The organism is Rhodovulum sp. DZ06, from assembly GCF_050586345.1.
GTDB lineage: Bacteria > Pseudomonadota > Alphaproteobacteria > Rhodobacterales > Rhodobacteraceae > JBOCEF01.
This window is the reverse complement of sequence record NZ_JBOCEF010000039.1, coordinates 1-19,393: the sequence shown is the minus strand read 5'-3', so window position 1 is coordinate 19,393 and position 19,393 is coordinate 1. Positions and strand designations below refer to the sequence as shown.

Annotated in this window: 14 protein-coding genes; 7 read left to right on the top strand and 7 right to left on the bottom strand. The window is 72.7% G+C overall.

Going from position 1 to position 19,393, the window contains the following annotated elements:
* Window positions 1-20: 20 nt before the first annotated feature.
* The 5 genes from ACQ5SO_RS15750 to ACQ5SO_RS15730 all read right to left on the bottom strand — a co-directional run bounded on the left by ACQ5SO_RS15750 (window position 21) and on the right by ACQ5SO_RS15730 (window position 7,588).
* Complete coding sequence (locus ACQ5SO_RS15750; RefSeq protein WP_430942577.1) at window positions 21-1,022, bottom strand: ArgK/MeaB family GTPase; 1,002 nt, start codon at window positions 1,020-1,022, stop codon at window positions 21-23.
* 3 nt (window positions 1,023-1,025) lie between these two features.
* Complete coding sequence (gene ppdK, locus ACQ5SO_RS15745) at window positions 1,026-3,926, bottom strand: pyruvate, phosphate dikinase (protein WP_430942576.1); 2,901 nt, start codon at window positions 3,924-3,926, stop codon at window positions 1,026-1,028.
* A gap of 93 nt (window positions 3,927-4,019) precedes the next feature.
* A complete protein-coding gene (gene glyS / locus ACQ5SO_RS15740) occupies window positions 4,020-6,098 on the bottom strand; it encodes a glycine--tRNA ligase subunit beta (protein WP_430942575.1) in 2,079 nt (692 codons plus the stop codon).
* A gap of 58 nt (window positions 6,099-6,156) precedes the next feature.
* A complete protein-coding gene (locus tag ACQ5SO_RS15735; protein ID WP_430942574.1) occupies window positions 6,157-6,657 on the bottom strand; it encodes a DUF6446 family protein in 501 nt (166 codons plus the stop codon).
* A gap of 4 nt (window positions 6,658-6,661) precedes the next feature.
* Entirely contained in the window at window positions 6,662-7,588 is a 927-nt protein-coding gene (locus ACQ5SO_RS15730) for a glycine--tRNA ligase subunit alpha (RefSeq protein ID WP_430942573.1), read from the bottom strand.
* Between the two features lie 359 nt (window positions 7,589-7,947).
* Here ACQ5SO_RS15730 and ACQ5SO_RS15725 point away from each other — a divergent pair, with 359 nt between their 5' ends.
* From ACQ5SO_RS15725 to ACQ5SO_RS15705, 5 genes are all read left to right on the top strand, one after another.
* Window positions 7,948-8,706, top strand: coding sequence for a hypothetical protein (locus ACQ5SO_RS15725; RefSeq protein WP_430942572.1), 759 nt, complete (start codon window positions 7,948-7,950; stop codon window positions 8,704-8,706).
* A 366-nt stretch (window positions 8,707-9,072) separates the two neighbouring features.
* Window positions 9,073-10,779 carry an ABC transporter permease gene (locus tag ACQ5SO_RS15720; RefSeq protein ID WP_430942612.1) on the top strand — a complete coding sequence of 569 codons (1,707 nt, stop codon included), beginning with the start codon at window positions 9,073-9,075 and terminating at the stop codon, window positions 10,777-10,779.
* A gap of 97 nt (window positions 10,780-10,876) precedes the next feature.
* Window positions 10,877-11,764, top strand: coding sequence for an alpha/beta fold hydrolase (locus ACQ5SO_RS15715; protein WP_430942571.1), 888 nt, complete (start codon window positions 10,877-10,879; stop codon window positions 11,762-11,764).
* Window positions 11,765-11,838: 74 nt separating this feature from the next.
* Window positions 11,839-12,231: a hypothetical protein gene (locus ACQ5SO_RS15710; RefSeq protein WP_430942570.1), complete on the top strand. Its 393-nt coding sequence runs from the start codon at window positions 11,839-11,841 to the stop codon at window positions 12,229-12,231.
* 82 nt (window positions 12,232-12,313) lie between these two features.
* A complete protein-coding gene (locus tag ACQ5SO_RS15705; RefSeq protein WP_430942569.1) occupies window positions 12,314-12,691 on the top strand; it encodes a hypothetical protein in 378 nt (125 codons plus the stop codon).
* Window positions 12,692-12,803: 112 nt separating this feature from the next.
* Here ACQ5SO_RS15705 and ACQ5SO_RS15700 read toward each other — a convergent pair whose 3' ends face one another.
* Window positions 12,804-14,720, bottom strand: a complete 1,917-nt coding sequence (locus tag ACQ5SO_RS15700; RefSeq protein WP_430942568.1) for an acyl-CoA synthetase — start codon at window positions 14,718-14,720, stop codon at window positions 12,804-12,806.
* 377 nt (window positions 14,721-15,097) lie between these two features.
* Here ACQ5SO_RS15700 and ACQ5SO_RS15695 point away from each other — a divergent pair, with 377 nt between their 5' ends.
* Window positions 15,098-15,649, top strand: a complete 552-nt coding sequence (locus tag ACQ5SO_RS15695) for an SLATT domain-containing protein (protein WP_430942567.1) — start codon at window positions 15,098-15,100, stop codon at window positions 15,647-15,649.
* A gap of 274 nt (window positions 15,650-15,923) precedes the next feature.
* On the opposite strand, the gene ACQ5SO_RS15690 is transcribed toward ACQ5SO_RS15695, so the two are convergent.
* Window positions 15,924-17,645 (bottom strand): ABC transporter transmembrane domain-containing protein, encoded by a 1,722-nt coding sequence (locus ACQ5SO_RS15690; protein WP_430942611.1) that lies wholly within the window; start codon window positions 17,643-17,645, stop codon window positions 15,924-15,926.
* Window positions 17,646-18,499: 854 nt separating this feature from the next.
* Here ACQ5SO_RS15690 and ACQ5SO_RS15685 point away from each other — a divergent pair.
* Window positions 18,500-19,150, top strand: a complete 651-nt coding sequence (locus ACQ5SO_RS15685; RefSeq protein WP_430942566.1) for a TetR/AcrR family transcriptional regulator — start codon at window positions 18,500-18,502, stop codon at window positions 19,148-19,150.
* Window positions 19,151-19,393: the final 243 nt, after the last annotated feature.

Genomic DNA, 19,393 nt, shown 5'->3' with positions numbered 1-19,393 from the left:
GCGCGAACGGATGGTCGCCTTCACCCTTCCGCGAGGTCGAGCGCCGCCGACAGGCTGCGCGCCAGGTCGCGGGATTCGCGGAAGGGCGCGGCGGCAAGCCCTTGCCACGCCGGGGATTTCTCGGCCCGGGCGAGGCCCTTTCGGCCGAACTGGTCGCGAAAGGCCAGCGCCGCCCAGGCCCGGGCCTGGGCGCTGCGGCGCGCCGATTCGGCGCCCGGCTCGGCCGAGAGCCCGGCGATCCGCCGCTCCACCGCGTCAACCGTCTCGGCCACGCCCGCGCCGTCGGCGGCCGAGCAGGACAGCGCCTCGGCGGTCCAGCCGTCGGGCCGCGGCGGGGCGAGCGAGAGCGCGCCCTTGAGGTCCGACAGCGCCCGGCGCGCGGGCCCGCCCATGTCCGCCTTGGTGACGACGACGAAATGCGGGATCTCCATGATCCCCGATTTCATGAACTGGAGCGCGTCGCCGGATCCGGGCTGGATGCACAGCACCACCGTGTCGGCCATGTCGGCGATCTCGGTTTCCGACTGGCCCACGCCGACCGTCTCGATCAGCACCCGGTCATAGACGGCGCGCATGGCGACCACGGCGGGCCAGGTCAGCTCGGCCAGCCCCCCGAGCCGGTCGCGCGCGGCCATGGAGCGCACGAAGACGCCCTGGTCGGTCGGATCGGTGGTCAGCCGGGTGCGATCCCCGAGCAGCGCCCCGCGCGAGGCGCGGCTCGACGGGTCGACGGCGATCACGCCCACGGTCAGCCCGCGGCGGCGCCAGTCGCGGATCAGCGCGTCGGTGAGCGTCGACTTGCCCACCCCCGGCGGGCCGGTCAGGCCCACCGCGTGGCCCTTGCCGCCCAGCTGCGCCGCGTCGAGGGTCGCGACCACGTCGTCCGCCTCGGGATGCGACTCGCAGCGGGCGAGGAACCGGGCCAGCGCGGCCTTGCCCCCGGCGCGCAGCGCCGAGAGCAGGGAAGCGCCGTCGGGCGCCCCGGCGTCGGCGGCGGGCGCGGCGTGGGCGAGGTCGGTCATGCGTCAGGCTCCGAAGTCGATCGGCGGCACGGCGCCCCCGGCCCCGCCGGCCTCGGACGGCGCATCCCCGGCCCGCGGGCCGGAGACGCCCGCGCGGCGGGCCAGGATGGTGGCCTGGGCGGCGGCGAGGCGCGCGATGGGCACGCGGAAGGGCGAGCAGGAGACGTAGTCGAAGCCCGCCAGCTCGCAGAAGCGGATCGAGGCCGGGTCGCCCCCGTGCTCGCCGCAGATCCCGAGGGACATGTCCGGGACATGGGCGCGCGCGCGCTCGGCCGCGATCATCAGCAGCTCTCCCACGCCCTCGAGGTCGAGCGTGTGGAACGGGTCCTCGGCGAACACCCCGCGGTTGACGTATTCGCGCATGAAGCGCCCGGCGTCGTCGCGGGACAGGCCATAGGTCATCTGCGTGAGGTCATTGGTGCCGAAGGACATGAAATCCACGTCCTCGGCCACGTCCCCTGCGCGCAGGGCGGCGCGGGGCGTCTCGACCATCACGCCGACGCGGTAGTCGAATTCGCGGCCCGATTCCTTCGCCACCGCCGCGGCGACGGTGTCGATGACGGCGCGCAGCATCGCGGCTTCGCGGCGGGCGGAGACGAGGGGGATCATCACCTCGGGGCGCACCAGCTGCTCGCCCGCCTCGTCGATGGTCTCGGCCAGCGCCTCGAAGATGGCGCGGGCCTGCATTTCATAGATTTCCGGCATGGTGACGCCGAGGCGGCAGCCCCGCATCCCGAGCATCGGGTTGAACTCGGCCATGTCGGCGATGCGCCGGTCGATCTGCTGCAGCGTCAGGCCCGTGGCCTCGGCCAGCTCCTGCCGCTCGGCCTTGCCGTGGGGCAGGAATTCGTGCAGCGGCGGGTCGAGCAGGCGGATGGTGACGGGCCGCCCGGCCATGGTGCGGAAGATCTCGGCGAAATCGCCGCGCTGCATGGGCAGGAGCACCGCCAGCGCCTCGCGCCGGATCACCTCGGTATCGGCCAGGATCATGCGCCGCATCGGGGTGATGCGCCCGTCCTCGAAGAACATGTGCTCGGTCCGGCACAGCCCGATCCCGTCGGCCATGAAGCGCAAGCTGACGCGGCTGTCCTGGGCGGTGTCGGCATTGGCGCGCACGCGCATCCGGCGCGAATCGTCGGCCCAGGCCATGAGCTCGGCCAGCGCGCCCGATTCCTCGGGCTGGATGGTGGCGACGGCGCCGGCCATGACCTCTCCGGCCGAGCCGTCGATGGTGATCGGGTCGCCCTCGCCGAAGGTCAGGCCGCCGGGGGCGGTCAGGGTCCGCGCCTCTAGGTCCAGCACCAGCTCCGACGCGCCGACCACGCCCGGCGCGCCGAGGCCCCGGGCGACCACGGCGGCGTGCGAGGTCATGCCCCCGCGCACGGTCAGGATGCCCGCGGCGGCGTGCATCCCGCGGATATCCTCGGGCGAGGTCTCGATCCGCACCAGGATCGCGGGCGCGCCGCGGGCGGCGGCGGCGGCGGCGGCCTCGGGGGTGAAGACGATGGGGCCCGAGGCGGCGCCGGGGCTGGCGGCCAGCCCGCGGGCGATGACGTTGCGCCGGGCGTAGGGGTCCAGCGTCGGGTGCAGCAGTTCGGACAGCACCCGCGGCTCGACCCGCAGCAGCGCGTCCTCGCGGCTGATGGCGCCCATGCGCGCAAGGTCCACGGCGATGCGCACGGACGCCCGCGCGCCGCGGCGCATCGGGGCGGCGGCGAGGATGAAGATCTCGCCCTGCTCGACGGTGAATTCCAGCTCGCAGGCCTCGCCCCGGTCGCGCTCGACCGCCGAGCCGATCTCGGCCAGCCGTTCCGCCAGGTCGGGGGCGAGTTCCTCGAGCGAGCGGTCCCGCTGGCCTTCCTTCAGCCGCTCCATCGCGCCGACCACCCGCGGCGGGCGCAGGCCCGCCAGCGCGTCGTCGCCCTGCGCCTGCGGCAGCCAGCGGCCCCCGAGGCGCTTTTCGCCCGAGCGGGCGTCGCGGAAGCTGGCCCGCCCGGCGCCGCAGAGCGCGCCGCCCTCGGCCGCATCGCGCCCGAGGCCCAGCGCCATGTCCTGCACGATGATCGCGAGGCCCCCCGTCTCCGGCCCCCCGCGCGCGGCGCGCAGGATGCGGGCGGAGCGGGAGGACCAGGCGCGGGCCATGGCTTCGAGCCCGAGGGTCAGCTGCTGCGTCGGGTCCTGGGGGAAGGGCTCGCCGCATTCATCCTCGACCATCTCGAGGAAGTCGTCGGTCAGCCGCTGGAGGGCATCGAGGGACAGGGCGTCCTCGGTGGCGACGCCTTCGTCCTTCAGCGCGTCATGCAGAAGGCCCTCGAACGCGTCGGGGTCAGCATCCATGGCCCCGGCGGCGAAGGACTGGATCACGCGGCGGTAGAGGTCCTGCGCCGCGCGGGCGCCGATGCGCTCGGCGATGGCGGGAAGGCGATCGCCGGTGACGCCGAGGTTCAGCAGCGTGGGCGGGCCGCCCCAGGCGGGGTCGGCGGGGCTGCCGCGCAGCGCGAAGAGGGCGCCGTCGCGCATCCGCGGGGCGGCGGCGCGGATCAGTTCCGCCGCTTCCTCGGCGCCGCCGGTGGGGATGCGGGACACGAGGCTTTCTGCCAGCACGAAGCCCGGCCGGGTCGGCGCGCCCATGGCGGCGAGCTGCGAGAGGCTGGCGGCCTTCTGCCCGTAGCGGGCGGGATCCAGCGGCAGCCCGGCGGCGAGGTCCTGGAGCTCGGGCCCCGGGCCCTGCGCGGGGGGCTGGTCCGCGTCGTCGCCCGCGCCCATGGCCGCGCCCACGCCCGTGTCGGCATCGGTTGCGGGCAGCGCGGCCTGAGGGCCGGGATCAGGCGTCGCACCCGTCCCGCCCACGCCCGGTCGGGCATGGCGGGACAGGTCTGCGGTATCAACGGGCGAGCTCGCCAAGGCAGGTTTCCTGACCATCATGCTGCGTCGCAGCGAGTCTAGCGCCCGGAAACCGGAAGCGAAAGCGCTGCTTTCGTCCCGCCCCGGGAGGATTCACCCCTCCAGCGCGCCGAAATCGGCCACCGGCGCCACCTGGGCGCGAATCCGGTTCAGAAGGCAGAGCCGGTTGCGGCGCACCGTCTGGTTCTCGGCATTAACCACGACGTCCGTAAAGAATGCGTCGATGGGCGCGCGCAGCTCGGCCATGGCGGTCATCGCGCCGTCCCAGTCCTCGGCCTTCAGCGCGGCCTCGATCTTGGGCGCGGCGGCGTCGAGCGCGGCGAAGAGGGCTTTCTCGGCGCCCTCTTCCGCCAGGTTGGCGATGGGATCCAGCGAGTATTCCACGCCGTCCTTCTTCTCCTCGGCCGCCAGGATGTTGGCGGCGCGGCGCCAGCCCTGGAGGAGGTTCTCGCCATCCGCCGAGCCAAGGAAGCCCTGCAGCGCGCGGGCGCGGGCGACAAGGGGGGCGAAGTCGTCCTCGCCCTCCGCCATGCAGGCGGCGATGACGTCGTGGCGGATGCCCTCGCCCTTCAGGTGGACTTTCAGGCGGTCGGCGAAGAAGGAGAGGAGGTCGGCGCGGGCGGCGGCGTCGATATGGCCGCTCCCCTGCCCCATCAGCTGCTCCTGCGCCGCGTCGATCAGGCCGGAGAGGCGGACGCGCAGCCCGTTCTCCAGCACGATCCGCAGCACGCCCAGCGCGGCGCGGCGCAGGGCGTAGGGGTCTTTCGACCCGGTCGGCTTCTCGTCGATCGCCCAGAAGCCGGTGAGGATGTCGAGCTTCTCGGCCAGCGACACGGCCATGGTGACCGGCGCGGTGGGCACGTCGTCCGAGGGGCCGAGCGGCGCGTAATGCCCGGCGCAGGCGGCGGCGACCTCGGGGGCCTCGCCCGCTTCCTCGGCATAGTAACGGCCCATGATCCCCTGAAGCTCGGGGAACTCGTAGACCATCTCGGAGCTGAGGTCGGCCTTCGCCAGCCGCGCGGCGCGTTCGGCCAGCGCCGAATCCGCGCCGACCATCGGCGCGATCAGCCCGGCGAGGGAGGCGATGCGCGCGATCCGCTGCGCCTGGCTCCCGAGCTGCGCGTGGAAGGTCACGTTCTCCAGCTTCTCGGCCATCTGCACCATCGGCGTGCGCAGGTCGTTCTCCCAGAAGAACTTGGCGTCCGAGAGGCGCGCGAACAGCACCTTCTTGTTGCCCGCAAGGATGGTGGCGCCGTGGTCCGGGGCCTCGATATTGGCGACGGTGATGAAACGCTCGATCCGCCCGGTGGCGGGGTTCTTCACCGAGAAAAACTTCTGGTGCTCCTTCATCGAGGTCTGCAGCACCTCGGGCGGCAGGCCGAGGAAGTCGTCGGCGATCTCGCCCATCAGCACCACGGGCCATTCGACGAGGCCCGCGACCTCGGCCAGAAGCCCGCGGTCCTCGACCACTTCCAAACCTTGGGCGAAGGCGAGCTGTTCGGCGTCGTGGCGGATCTTCTCGGCCCGGTCCTCGGCGCGCAGCAGCACCTTGTTGGCCTCGAGCTTCGCGGCGTAGTCGTCGAAATTGTTCACCTTCAGATCGCGGGCGCCCATGAAGCGGTGACCATGGGTGACGTCGCCGGAGCGGATTCCGTCGATGTCGACGGGCACGACCGTGGCGCCGCTCTCATCCGTCAGGATGCACAGGATCGACTGCAGCGGGCGCACCCAGCGCAAGGAGCCCGCGCCCCAGCGCATCGACTTGGGCCAGGGGAAGTTGCGGATCGCGCCTTCCAGCGCCTCGGCCACGATCTCCGCCGCCGGGCGGCCCGGCTTCTCGATCACGGCGAAGAGGACCTTGCCCTTCTTGTCGTCGCGCTCTTCCAGCTGGTCGCGGGTCAGGCCGGTGGAGCGCAGGAAGCCCTCCAGCGCCTTCTCGGGCGCGTCGGCGCGGGGGCCCTTGCGCTCCTCGCGCACCGGCTTGGTCTCGGCGGGCAGGCCTTCGAGCGCCAGCGCCAGGCGCCGGGGCGTCGCGTGGGCGCTCGCATGGGCATAGGTCAGCCCCGCCTCGACCAGCGCGTTCGTCACCAGCTTCTGCAGGTCCTCGGCCGCGCGCGCCTGCATGCGGGCGGGGATTTCTTCGGAGAAAAGCTCGATCAGAAGGTCGGCCATGGGTCAGGTCTTTCGCATGTCAGGCCCCGCGCGCGGATGCGCAGGCGGCGGGCCGGGGTCATTCGGGTTTGGGCGGGCAGCCCTCGGGCAGGTCCTTGCCGTCGAACACGGCGTGGCCGCAATGGTTCATCTGGCGCCACATCCAGCCGCGCCCGTCGGGCATGTAGGCGATGTAGCGATCGAACCCCCAGGGCTCGTTCGCGGCGGCCAGCACGGCGCGCGCCTCGCCGCCGTCGAGCTCGGCCTGGATCCAGGGCGCGTCGAAGCAGTCGAACCAGTCGGGGGCGACGAGGGGCGTGGCGCCCTCGGCCGCCTTCACATGGGCCAGCGCGTCCGGGGCCACGCCGTCGCGCACCCGGAAGCAGGCGCGCAGCTTCAGGGGCGAGCTGTCGCCGTCGAGGCCGCGATAGTTGACGACGGGCAGGTCCGAGCCCTGCACGTCCACCGCCTCGACCCCGGTGATCTCGTCATACCAGGCCTGGGTCTGGAACCACCACAGCGCCCCGCCGAAGCCGAGGGCGAAGACGGCGAGGCCGCCGGCGAGGAGCTTGCCGTTCATCGGATCACGCCGCCGCCTCGGCGCCGCCCGCCTCGGTGGTCACGAAGGCGTCGGCGCAGGCCTTGGCGAGGGTGCGCACGCGGCCGATATAGGCTTGGCGCTCGGTCACCGAGATGACGCCGCGGGCGTCGAGCAGGTTGAAGAGGTGGCTGGCCTTGATCGCCTGGTCATAGGCCGGGTGGGCCATGCAGATCTCGCGCCCCGTCTTCGGGTCGGTCGTGGGCTGGGCCAGGATCGCGTTGCACTCGCGCTCCGCGTCCTCGAAATGGCGCAGCAGCGTCTCGGTGTCGGCCACGTCGAAGTTCCAGCGGCTGTATTCGCGCTCCGTCTGCCGGAACACGTCGCCATAGGTCAGCGGGATCGGCGCGTCAGGGTCGTTGAACGGCATGTCCATGACGTGATCGATGCCGAGGACGTACATCGCGAGGCGCTCGAGCCCGTAGGTCAGCTCGCCCGAGACCGGCTTGCAGTCATGCCCGCCGACCTGCTGGAAATAGGTGAACTGGGAGACCTCCATGCCGTCGCACCAGACCTCCCACCCGAGGCCCCAGGCCCCGAGCGTCGGCGATTCCCAGTCATCCTCGACGAAGCGGATGTCATGCAGGGCCATGTCGATGCCGATGGCCTCGAGGCTGCCGAGATACAGCTCCTGCAGGTTCGGCGGGCTCGGTTTGATGATCGCCTGGTACTGGTAATAGTGCTGGAGGCGGTTGGGGTTGTCGCCATAGCGCCCGTCGGTCGGACGGCGCGAGGGCTGCACGTAGGCGGCCGCCCAGGCCTTGCCGCCCAGCGCGCGCAGGGTGGTCGCCGGGTGGAAGGTGCCCGCGCCGACTTCCATGTCGTAGGGCTGGAGCACCGCGCATCCCTGCCGGGCCCAATAGGCCTGCAGGCGCAAGATGATCTCCTGGAACGAACGGGGGGCGTCGGACATGGTGGAACCTTCCGAGGAATGGGCCGCGATCCGGGGGCGGTCCCCCGGGCGCGCGGACCATATGGGCGGGGGGCCTGCGGGTCAATGCGGCCCCGGGGCGGCCCGCGGGCGGGCTGGGGGCGGGCCAAGCACGGCCCCGGGCCGCCCCGGGCGCCGGGACCGACTGCGGGACCGACTGCGGGACGGGCGGCAGGACGGGCGACGGGACAGGCGGCGGGACCGGGGCAGGCGCGCCGGGGCGCCGGCGCGGCGGCCCCGCCCTTCGCGGGGGCGTCCGGGCGACATGGGAAACCATCGGTTAACCAGACTCGGACAAGCTGGATGACGACCCGCCCCGCCCCTGTCCAAGGACCGCCGCCATGCGACGCCGCGCCCGCCTCGCCTGCCTTCGCGCCATTCCCCTGCCCCGCCTCTCCGCGCTGCTGGCCGCGCCGCTCGCCGCCCTCCTCGCCGCCGCGCCCACGGCGCCCGCCGATGCCGGGCCCTGGCCGCGGGCCGAAGGCTCGGTGTTCCTCTCGTTCTCGCCCGCCCTCGACGCCGTGCGCGACCCGGAGCGGGAGCGTCCGCGCCCCTTCGACCGGTATGAGCAGATCTACGCCGAGATCGGCCTCGGCGACGGCTGGACCGGCGGGGCCGAGGCGTACCGGGAGAATGACGGGGAGGAGCGGGAGTGGTCCGGCATGTTCACCCTCACCCGCCTGCTGGCGCAGTCCGAGGGCGGCACGGTCGTCTCCGGCGCCCTCGGCGCGGGGTGGGAGGGACGGCCCGAGGGTTTCGCCGACCTGCGCCTGCGCCCGTCGCTGCATGTCGGCCGCGGGTTCTCGAGCGATTACGGCGACGGCTGGCTGGCGATGGATGTCGGGCACGAGTTCCGCCCCGAGGACGGGCGCGAGTCGAGCAAGATCGAGGCGACGGTGGGCCTGAAGCCCGAGCGGTCGCTGATGCTGTTCGTGCAGCTGCGGGCCGAGCGGCGGGACCTGATGCCCGACGCGGTGACGCTGGCGCCCTCGGTGGCCTGGCGGGCCTGGCGCAGCATGACGCTGCAGCTTTCGGGCGCGCAGGTGCTGAAGGGACGGCCCGAGACCACGTTGCGGATGAACGCCTGGCTGGAGTTCTGAGCGGGGCGAAGCGGCGCCGCGCGCCCGGCCCGGGCCCGCACGCCGCCCATCGCACCCCGCCGCCGCCTCCGACCGCACATCGCAATCGTCCCCGCCCGGCGGACCGGTCCGTCCCTGCGCCGCGCCCGGCCGCCTGGCCCCGCCCCTCCCAACGCCTCTCCCGGCGCCGCGCAGGCGCCTCTCCCCTTGCCCCGCAGGCGCCGCGTCGCGCGCGCGGCCCTGGCCCGCGGCCCCGCAGCCGCGCCCAATCTCGCGCCCCCTCCCCGCCCCATGCCGCTCCCCCATGCCGCGCCCCATGCCGCGCTGGACAGGCCGTCGCCGCCGGGATACCGAGGGCGCATGACCGACTCTTTTGATCGGATACCGATGCCGGCCGAGGCCGCGGCCCAGTCGCTGACCGCCGATGACAGCGCCATCGCCCCCCGGCGGCGGCGGGCGGACGGCTGGTCGATCCTGTCCCTGGTCATCGCCTTCGCCATCCTCGCGCCGCTGATCGCCGTCGCCTGGATCGCCCTGTTCCCGACCGAGAACATCTGGCCGCACCTGATGGCCACCGTTCTGCCGCGCTACGCGCTGAACTCGGTCGCGCTGATGGCCATGGTCGGCCTCGGCGCCGCGATGGTCGGCACGGGCGCCGCCTGGCTGGTGGTGATGACCCGCTTCCCCGGGCGCCGCGCGCTCGAGGTGCTGCTGCTCGCCCCCCTCGCCATGCCCGCCTATATCGGCGCCTACGCGCTGACCGACCTGCTGGAATATGCAGGCCCCGTGCAGACGGCGCTGCGCGAGGCGTTCGGCTGGCGCAATGCGCAGGATTACTGGTTCCCCGAGATCCGCTCGATCTGGTCGGCGGGCTTCGTGCTGACCCTCTCGCTCTACCCCTACACCTACCTGCTGGCGCGCGCGGCGTTCAAGGAACAGTCGGTCTGCGCGCTGGAAGTGGCGCGCTCGCTCGGCTGCGGGCCCTGGGGCGCCTTCGGGCGGGTGGCGCTGCCGCTGGCGCGCCCCGCCGTCGCTGCGGGCGCCGCCATCGCGATGATGGAGACGCTGAACGATTTCGGCGCCGTCGATCATTTCGCGGTGCAGACGCTGACCGCCGGGGTGTTCTCGGTCTGGCTCGAGTCCCGCAACGCCGGGGGCGCGGCGCAGATCGCGGTGGTGATGCTGATCTTCGTCTTCGCGCTGATGGGGCTCGAGGCCTCGTCCCGCAAGGGCCGGCGCTATCACAACATGTCCCGCCGCTACCGCCCGATCGAGGGGCGCGCGCTGTCGGGCGCCTCGGCCTGGGCGGCGACGGCGGCCTGCGCGGCGCCGGTGGCGCTGGGCTTCTTCCTGCCCGTCGGGGTGATGGCGACCCATGCCTTCGACGAGATGGGCCAGTGGGCCGAGCCGCGCTTCTGGAAGGCCGCGCTCAACACCTCATGGCTCTCGGCGCTGGCGGCCTGCATCGCGGCGGCGGCGGGGGTGCTGCTGGTCTACGGCGCCCGCGCCTCGCGCTCGGCCGCGCCGCGCTGGCTGGCGAAGGCGGCGGCGATCGGCTACGCGGCGCCGGGCGCGGTGCTGGCGGTGGGCGTGCTGATCCCGGCCTCGACCATCGACACCTTCGTGGCGGATTCGATCTGGGAGACGACGGGCTGGGACCCGGGGCTGATCCTTACGGGCTCCGCCGCCGCGGTGATCTACGCCTATGTCGTGCGCTTCGCCGCCGTCGCCCATGGCGCGGTGGACGGGGCGCTGGGGCGCGTGACCCCGTCGATGGAGATGGCGGCAAGGGCGCTCGGCGAGAACCGCTCGGGCGCGCTGCGCCGGGTGCACCTGCCGATCATCCGCGGCTCGGTGCTGACCGCGGCGCTGCTGATCTTCGTCGACAGCGCCAAGGAGCTGCCCGCGACGCTGATCCTGCGGCCCTTCAACTTCGACACGTTGGCGACGCGGGTCTACTCGGCCGCCTCGCTCGAGGACCTGTCCGCGGCGGGCCCGGCGGCGCTGGCGATCATCCTCGTGGGCCTCGCCCCCGTGCTGTTCCTGATCCGCCAGCTGCGCGAGAGCCGCCCGGGGGACACCGGCGGCGACTGACGCCCCCCCCTGACGCCCCCACTGACGCAGCGCCCCCCTTGACCGCGCCGCCCTTCGGTGGCCCCCTGCCTGCAAAACTGCGGAAGGGAGGACCGCCATGCGAAGCGAGACCATCGAGGCGAACGGGCTGAGGTTCCATACCCGCGTGGACGGGCCGCCGGACGCACCCCTGCTGCTGCTGCTGCACGGCTTCCCCGAGTATTCCGGCGGCTGGGCCGACATCATGCCCCTGCTGGCCGAGCGGTATTTCTGCGTCGCCCCGGACCAGCGCGGCTATGGCCGGTCCGACAAGCCCGAGGGGGCGCCGAGCTACACCGGCGGCAAGCTGGCCCGCGATGCGGCGGCGATCATCGCCCATTACCGCCCGGAGGGCCGCGCCTTCGTCTTCGGCCATGACTGGGGCGCCTCGGTCGCCTATGCGCTGGCCATCGCCGCGCCGGAGCTGGTGGAGAAGCTGGTGATCGCCAACGGCGTCCACCCGATCCCGTTCCAGAAGGCCCTCGCCGCCGGGGGCGCGCAGACCGACGCCTCGCAATACATCACCTGGCTGCGGCGCGAGGGGTCCGAGGACAAGCTGCTGGAAAACGACTGCGCCCTGCTGCGCCGGATGTTCGCCGAAGGCATGGACATGTCCTGGTTCGAGGGCGAGACGGCGGACGCCTATATCCGCGAATGGTCCCGCCCCGGGGCGCTGAAGGCGATGGTGAACTGGTACCGCGCGACGCCCCTCGTGGTTCCCCCGGCGGGCGAGGCGGCGGCGCCGGAAAGCCTGCCCGACCTTCCCGCCGACGCCATGCGCATCGCCATGCCCCACCTGCTGATCTGGGGCGCGAACGACACCGCCCTGCGCCCCGAGGCGCGGGACGGGATCGAGGCGCTGTGCGACGCGGGGTTCGAGATGGTGGAATTCCCGGACGCCGATCACTGGATCCTGCACCAGCAGCCCGGGGCGGTGGCGCGGGAGGTGAAGCGGTTCCTCGGCTGAGACGGTCAAACCGCTTGCCCCCGCCTGAAAATGCCCGAAGAGTGCGCGGCGACACCAAGAAAAGGACCGCCGACATGCGCTTCAAATCCGCTCGCCTTCTTGCTTCAACCCTCCTCGTCGCCGCCGCCGTCGCGGGCTGCGCCCAGTCGCCCGAAAAGCGGGAGGAGACGCGGCTGGCGCGGCTCAATTATTTCTTCCCGAGCCCGGCGGAGCAGCAGGGGCTGCACTTCGTCTACGCGATCGAATCCTTCGGCTTCTTCTCGAACCTCGAGATCGGCTTCTATCCCGACGCGGTGACCCAGGCCGAGGTGATGGCCCGCGCCGACGCCTATTGCGCGCGCCAGACCGCGTCGCGCGCGACGGACAAGGCCCGCCTGAAATACGAGCCGAAGGACGGCCCGGTGGAGCTGGCGGACGGCACGACGCGCGACATGCGCACGATCTGGGTGACCTGCCTGCCCGAGTGATCCGCCCCCTTGCCGGGCGCGGGCGGCGGCGGCAATCTCCCGCCGCCCGGCAGCCCCGCCGGGCGCAACCAGGAGGCGCAGGATGCGTGCACTCGTTCTTCTTCCCACCGCCCTGCTCGCCCTCGCGGGCTGCGCCGCGCCCCGGCCGATGACCGACGCCGAGCGCGCCATCGCCGTCGGCGCCCTGTTCCAGCCGCCGGCGGACCGGCCGGGGATCCATGGCATCTTCGGGGTGGAATCCTACGGCTACCTGTCGAACCTCGAGATCACCTATTTCCCCGACGAGGTGAGCGATGCCGAGGTGATGGCCCGCGCCGACCGCTATTGCCGGCGGCACAAGGACAAGGGCGCCGCCGACACGGCCCGCAGCCGCGGCGCGCCCTCGGACGGGACGGTGACGCTGTCGGACGGGACCGAGCGGGCCGCGCGCAGCGTCTGGATCACCTGCACCCCGGCCTGAGCCGGGGGCCGCGTGAAAAGCACGAAGGGGGAGGCCGCGCGGCCTCCCCCTTCGTCGTTTCATCGCCCGGCGGGGATGCCCCCGGGCCTCGGCCCTTGATGCGGCCCGGGCGTCAGCCCTTGATCCTGAACGGCCGCGGGAAGTCGCCCAGCGCCTTGCGGCACTCGTCCTCGTCGAGGTGGTTCTCGTGCGGGGTCAGCTCGGCCACCAGGCCCAGCTTCTTGTCCTCGACCACCGCGATCTGCGCCTTGATCCCGGCCTTGTCGAGCGCGGCGCCGTAGATCCGCTGGATCGCGAGGCTGCGCAGCGCGGGCTTGAACACCTTGCCGACCGCGGTCTTCGGGAGCTCGTCCAGCACCTCGATATGCTTGGGCCAGGCGGCCCGCTCATGCACCCGCGCCTCGCAGAAGGCGCGCAGCTCCTCGACCGTGGCGGTCGCGCCCTCGGTCAGCTCGACATAGGCGCAGGGCACCTCGCCCGAATGGGCGTCGGGCTGGCCGATGGCGCCGACGAAGGCCACCGCGTCATGGGCGGCCAGCGCCTCCTCGATCTCGGCCGGGTCGATATTGTGCCCGCCGCGGATGATCAGGTCCTTGGCCCGCCCGGTGATCCAGACATAGCCGTCGGCGTCGATCCGCCCCAGGTCGCCGGTGCGCAGCATCTCGCCATTGGCGTAGAGGTCGACGTTCTTCTCCGGCTCCTTGTAGGTGGCGCCGAGGCGGATGCCCGGGTTGATCACGCAGATCTCGCCGGTCTCATCCACCCCGCATTCCTTCGTCACGTTGCCGACGCTGTCGCAATGCAGGATCCGCACATCCGTGTAGGGGAACGGAAGGCCGACCGAGCCGATCTTGCGCTCTCCGTCCACCGGGTTGCAGGACACGAGGCAGGTCGCCTCGGTCATCCCGTAGCCCTCGAGGATCTTCACGCCCGTGGCGGCCTCGAAGCGCTTGAACAGCTCCTGCGGCAGGGGGGCCGAGCCGCAGAGCGCGTATTTGAGCGAGGAGACGTCGGCGTCGATCGGCCGCTGCATCAGCGCCGAGGCGGCGGTGGGCACGGTGACCATGAAGGAGGCGCCCCAGCGTTCCACCAGCTTCCAGAAATTGTCGAACACCCCGTCGCCGCGATAGCCGGCGGGGGTGGGCATGACCATGTGCGCCCCGCAGGCGACGCAGCACATCAGGATCGGGTAGGCCGCGAAGACGTGGAACAGCGGCAGCGGGCAGAGGAGCGTGTCCTCCTCGGTGAACAGCAGCGCCGAGGAGGCCCAGCCGTTGTAGAGCATCCCGCGATGGGCATGTTCCGCGATCTTCGGCATCCCGGTGGTGCCGCCGGTGTGGAAGCGCGCGCAGATGCGGTCGGTGTCCTTGTCCTCGGCGAAGTCGAGGGCGGCGGGCTCCTTCGCCATCTCGGCGTTGAAATCGAGCACCTGCGCCGAATGCGTCGCCGCCACCTTCGGGCGGATCAGCGGCACGATCCACGAGAGCGGCGGCGAGAGGTACCGCTTGAGGTCGACCTCGAGCACCGTCTTCACGTTCGGCGCCAGCGCCACGGCGGCGGCGGCCTTCTCGGCCACGTCGGTCTTGGGGAAGGGCGCGAGGGTGACCAGCACCTTCGCCCCGCTCTCGCGCAGGATCGCGGCGATCTGCTCGGCGTCCAGCAGCGGGTTCACCGGGCAGACGATGCCCGCGGTGGCGCCCGCCATCAGGGTGATGGCGGTCTCGTTCGAGTTCGGCAGCAGGTAGGCGACCGTGTCCTGCCCCTCGACGCCGAAGCGGCGGAACATGTTGGCGGCCTGGTTCACCTTCTCGAGGTACTGGCGCCAGGTCAGCGTCTCGGCCTTGTCCTTCGGGCCGGACTTGATCTGGAAGGTCACCGCCGGGCGGTCCGGGTGCTTGCCCGCCGTCTCGGCCAGCATGTCGTGAACGGTCAGCGCGCTCCAGCGCTCGGCGATCGGAACCGCCTCCATGGCGGCCTTGTCGGCCATGGTGGCGAACTGGTCGCGCACGGCGCTCATGTCATGGGCCATCGGTCGCTTCTCCTCCCCTGCGCCGGACGGGCCATGCCGGCGCGCTTCGCACGCGCGCGGCGGGCGCGGCCCCGGGGCGGACGCTCCCACGTCCCCTGCCCCGGCCGCGCCCCCGCGCGTCCTTGATTTCGTGACGCTCCCACGAACGAGGCGCCGTGGGAACCCGCCCCGTGGGACGGTCCGCGCCTTCTTACATGACGTTTGCGGAAAGCCCGCGCAACGGGGAAGCCACGTCACCGCGGCAAGAAATCGAAATATCGTTTCGCAGGTGAATTATTCCTGGCCGTCCCCCCTGCAGGCTTGGCCGCGGGGCGCCGCAGGGTCATGCTTGCGCCCTTCCGCAGGGGAAGCGGGAGGCGACGGCCGGGGAGGCGCCCATGGACGACATCCAGATGCTGAAAAGCTGGCACGCCCGCACGCGGGCCATCGAGAAGTCCCATTTCCGCGCCTGCGTGCGCTATCGGCGCAAGAAATACCTGTGGGGCGGGGCGATGATCGCGCTGACCACGCTGTCGGCGGCGCTGACGGGCATGGTGGAGGCGAACGGCGCGGCCAATCCCTGGCTGACCGGGGCGGCGATGGATTTCACCCGCATCGCGCTGGCGATGGCGGCGCCGGTGGCGGCGGTGCTGACCTTCCTGGGGTTCCAGACCCGCTCGACCGAGCATCACCACGCCGCCGCCCGCTATGCCGCGATCAAGCGCCGGATCTCGATCACCGTCTCGCGGCGCGAGAACGTGGACGCGGAGGACCAGGCCCAGGGCTATGACATTTTCGAGCGGGTCTGCGCCGAGTGGGACCAGGCCACCGCCGATTCGCCGCCCCTCTACCGCCAGGACTGGCACGACGTGCGCCTCTATGAGCGGGAGATCGGCCTGTCGCGGCCCGGCGAGGCGACGGCGCGTATGTCGACGCCGCTGGAGGGCTGACCGGCGCGCAGCGCCGCAAGGGGGAAGCGCCGGAACGGCCCCAAGCGAAGCGTCCCGGCGCGCAGCGCCGCAAGGGGGAAGCGCCGGAACGGCCCCAGCGGAGCGCCCCCGGCGCGCAGCGCCAAGGGGGGAAGCGCCGGAACGGCGCGGGCGGGCGGGCCGATGCCGGACGAAGGACGGCGAGGGCCGCGCGCTCCCCCCCGCGCCGCCGCAACGAGAAAGGGCCCCGCGCGCCGCGGGGCCCCACCCTTTTCTCCGGCCCGGCGGCCGCGCCTCAGCCGTCGGTGAACTGCAGCCGCGCCAGCTGCGCATACAGCCCGCCTTCCGCCACCAGCGCCTCGTGCGTGCCCTCGGCGACCACCCGGCCGCCCTCCATCACCACGATCCGGTCGGCCCGCTTCACCGTCGCCAGCCGGTGCGCGATCACCACCGTGGTGCGCCCGGCCGAGAGCCGGTCCACCGCGTCCTGCACCAGCCGCTCGGACTGCGCGTCCAGCGCCGAGGTCGCCTCGTCCAGCAGCAGCACCGGCGCGTCGCGCAGGATGGCGCGGGCGATCGCGATCCGCTGCTTCTGCCCGCCCGAGAGCATCACCCCCCGCTCGCCCACCTGGGTCCTGTAGCCCTGGGGCAGCGCCGCGATGAAGTCATGCGCCGCGGCGGCGCGGGCGGCGGCCTGCACCTCATCGTCCGTCGCGTCCTCGCGCCCGAAGCGGATGTTGGCGGCCACCGTGTCCGCGAAGATCGCCGGGTCCTGCGCCACCAGCGCGAAGCGGCGGCGCAGCTCGGTCGGGTCGGCCTCGGCCACGTTCACCCCGTCCATCTCCACCGCGCCCTCGTCCGGGTCGTAGAAGCGCAGGAACAGCTGGAACAGCGTGGTCTTGCCGGCGCCCGAGGGGCCGACCACCGCCACCGTCTCGCCCGGCCGCACGGTCAGCGAGACCTCATGCAGCGCCTTGTGCTCGGGGCGCGTCGGGTAGCGGAAGGTGACGCCCTTCAGCGCGATCTCGCCGCGCGCCGGGTTGGGCAGCGGCGCGGGGGTCTGCGGCGGGCGCACCGTGTCCTCGGCGGCCAGCAGCTCGGCCAGCCGCTCGGTGGCGCCCGCGGCGCGCTGCACCTCGCCCCAGACCTCGGACATCGCGCCGACGGCGCCGGCGACCATCACCGAGTAGATCAGGAACTGCACCAGCTCGCCTTCCGTGATCCGCTCGGCCCGAAGATCCGTCGCGCCGATCCACAGCAGGCCCACCACGCCGGTGAACGCCAGGAAGATGATGATCGCGGCCAGCTGCGCCCGCGCCAGGATCCGCCCGCGGGCGAAGTCGAAGGCCTGTTCCACCAGCGCGCCATAGCGGGCGCGGCTCTGGTCCTCGGAGGTGTAGGCCTGCACCGTCTGCGCCGCCAGCAGCGTCTCGGACGCCGCGCCGGAGGAGGCCGCCACCCGCTCCTGGCTCTCCTTCGACAGCACCCGCACCCGGCGGCCCAGCACCAGGATCGGCAGCACCACGAGGGGGACGATCAGCAGCGCGTAGCCCGCCAGCTTCGGCGAGGTCCAGAACATCAGTCCCAGCCCGCCGACCAGCAGCAGCATGTTGCGCAGCGCGATCGAGGCGGAGGATCCGACCACCGACAGGATCAGCGTGGTGTCGGTGGTGAGGCGCGAGAGGACCTCGCCCGTCATGAGGTTCTCGTAGAAGGCCGGGGACATGCCGACGACCTTGTCATAGACCGCCTTGCGCAGGTCCGCGATCACCCGCTCGCCCAGCCGCGTGACCAGGTAGAACCGGCAGGCCGTCGCCAGCGCCAGCGCCGCCGCGATGGCGATGGCGGCGCCGAAATACTGATCCATCAGCGACACGTCCTCGGCCGAGAACCCGTTGACCACCCGCCCCGCCGCCATCGGCAGCGCGAGGTTCAGGACGGTGGTCAGCAGCAGCATCGCCACCGCCATCCAGGCGAGCCGCGCATGGGGCCGCAGGAACGGGCCGAGCGCCCGCAGCGCGCCGACGGATTTCGACTTGGGACGCTCCGTGCCGGAGGCGCCCGGTTGGGATCCGGCCTGGGGCGCGGACTGGGGCGCGCTCTGGGGCGCGGTCTGGGGCGCGGTCTGCTGCGCAGCCAGGGGCGCGTTCGGGTCCTGGGACAAGGGGGGTCTCCGCGGCGGGGAAAGGGTCGGGACGTTCAGATCGGACAGGGATGTATCAACCCGCCCCCCGCGCGGCAATGGAAGGGGCGGCCGCGCGGCGCCGATTCCCCCCCCGCGCGCTGATTCCCCCAGCCCGCGCGGCCGGTCGGCGCCCCTGCCCGCCCGCCCCGCCAGCGACGCGTTCATGAAGCCCGCGGGCCGTCCCCGTTCATCCAGCGCACGTCAACGTCAGCGCAAAAAGCGCCGATACCCAATGGTTTCCTGAAGCGACCACCGGAATCCCTCAATTAGTTAACCGAATGTGAACCATTGCTTCCCCCAAGGGGGGGATGCTCGCCTCAGGGCTGTATGTAGAACGTGTTCATGTTCCCTGAAGGGAACGGCGTACCTGCCGGAAGCGTACAAAACCCGGCGCAACGTCTGTCGAGAGAGACGCATCGGTCGACCCCCCTCGACCCCCGCCGCGACCGCCCACCCCCCTCTTCGGGGCGGCGCACAGGGGACCCTGACCGACGGACGACGGCGCCCACACGCCGTACTCGCCCCCGGGCCCGGGATCGCGCACCCCCACTCCAGTTTCGCGATCCCGGCCCGGCGGCACTTCTCCGCCCCGGGCCGATCCCGACCCGGCCCGCACCCCGCCGCGCCGCGCCGCCCCGCGCCCGCCGCCTGTTGCCCCGCGGCCCGGGCGCGCTTATTCCCCTGTCATGACCCGAACCCAGGACGGCTCCGGCGCTTCGCCCGGCGGCAAGCGCGGCTATCACCACGGCAACCTGCGCGAGGCGCTGGTCGAGACGGCGCTGGCGATGATCGCCCGCACCGGGCCGCACGGATTCTCCTTCGCCGAGGTCGCGCGCGAAGCCGGGGTCAGCGCCGCCGCCCCCTATCGCCACTTCCCCTCGCGCGAGGCGCTGATCGCCGAATGCGCCCGGCGCGGCTTCGCCCTGTTCGCCGACCTGCTGGAGACGGCCTGGAACGGCGGCGAGCCCTCGCCACTGACGGCGTTCGAGCGGGTCGGCCGCGCCTATCTCGCCTTCGCGCGGCGCGAGCCGGGCTACTACATCTCGATGTTCGAGGCGGGGCTCGACCTCGACAGCGACCCGGCGCTGCGGGCCGAGGCGGAGCGCGCGCAGGGCGCGATGCGCCGCGCCTCCGAGGAGCTGATCGCGCGCATGGCCCCCGAGAAGGCGCCGCTGGCGCGGATGATGTCGGCCCATGTCTGGGCGATGTCGCACGGGGTGGTGGAGCTGTTCGAGCGCAACTCGGCCGGGCTCGGCTCGCCGATCTCGCCCGAGGAGCTGCTGGAGAGCGGCACGCTGGTGTACCTGCGCGGCCTCGGCCTGATCCCCGGGGAGTGACTCGCCGGGGCCTGGCTCCCAGGGGCCCGGCTTCCAGGGCCTGACATCTCGGGGCCTGCCTCCCCGGCGACCGGGGGCGCCGCCCGCCCCCCATTGCATTCCAGCGACGGAAAGCCCGCGCCCCGGCGTGCATGTCATGGGCCCGGGGCGCGCCACCCCCCCACGCCAGGCCCCACCCCCCCCCCAAACCCACAACCTCTCCCCCGGGAGAGTTGCCAGGGGGGGGAGGGTCCCCCCCCCCTC

Coding starts and splice junctions, on each gene's coding strand:
- ACQ5SO_RS15750 (WP_430942577.1), bottom strand. CDS start 1,022: ATGACCGACCTCGCCCACGCCGCGCCCGCCGCCGACGCCGGGGCGCCC.
- glyS (WP_430942575.1), bottom strand. CDS start 6,098: ATGGCCGACCTTCTGATCGAGCTTTTCTCCGAAGAAATCCCCGCCCGC.
- ACQ5SO_RS15735 (WP_430942574.1), bottom strand. CDS start 6,657: ATGAACGGCAAGCTCCTCGCCGGCGGCCTCGCCGTCTTCGCCCTCGGC.
- ACQ5SO_RS15730 (WP_430942573.1), bottom strand. CDS start 7,588: ATGTCCGACGCCCCCCGTTCGTTCCAGGAGATCATCTTGCGCCTGCAG.
- ACQ5SO_RS15725 (WP_430942572.1), top strand. CDS start 7,948: ATGCGACGCCGCGCCCGCCTCGCCTGCCTTCGCGCCATTCCCCTGCCC.
- ACQ5SO_RS15720 (WP_430942612.1), top strand. CDS start 9,073: ATGCCGGCCGAGGCCGCGGCCCAGTCGCTGACCGCCGATGACAGCGCC.
- ACQ5SO_RS15715 (WP_430942571.1), top strand. CDS start 10,877: ATGCGAAGCGAGACCATCGAGGCGAACGGGCTGAGGTTCCATACCCGC.
- ACQ5SO_RS15710 (WP_430942570.1), top strand. CDS start 11,839: ATGCGCTTCAAATCCGCTCGCCTTCTTGCTTCAACCCTCCTCGTCGCC.
- ACQ5SO_RS15705 (WP_430942569.1), top strand. CDS start 12,314: ATGCGTGCACTCGTTCTTCTTCCCACCGCCCTGCTCGCCCTCGCGGGC.
- ACQ5SO_RS15700 (WP_430942568.1), bottom strand. CDS start 14,720: ATGGCCCATGACATGAGCGCCGTGCGCGACCAGTTCGCCACCATGGCC.
- ACQ5SO_RS15695 (WP_430942567.1), top strand. CDS start 15,098: ATGGACGACATCCAGATGCTGAAAAGCTGGCACGCCCGCACGCGGGCC.
- ACQ5SO_RS15685 (WP_430942566.1), top strand. CDS start 18,500: ATGACCCGAACCCAGGACGGCTCCGGCGCTTCGCCCGGCGGCAAGCGC.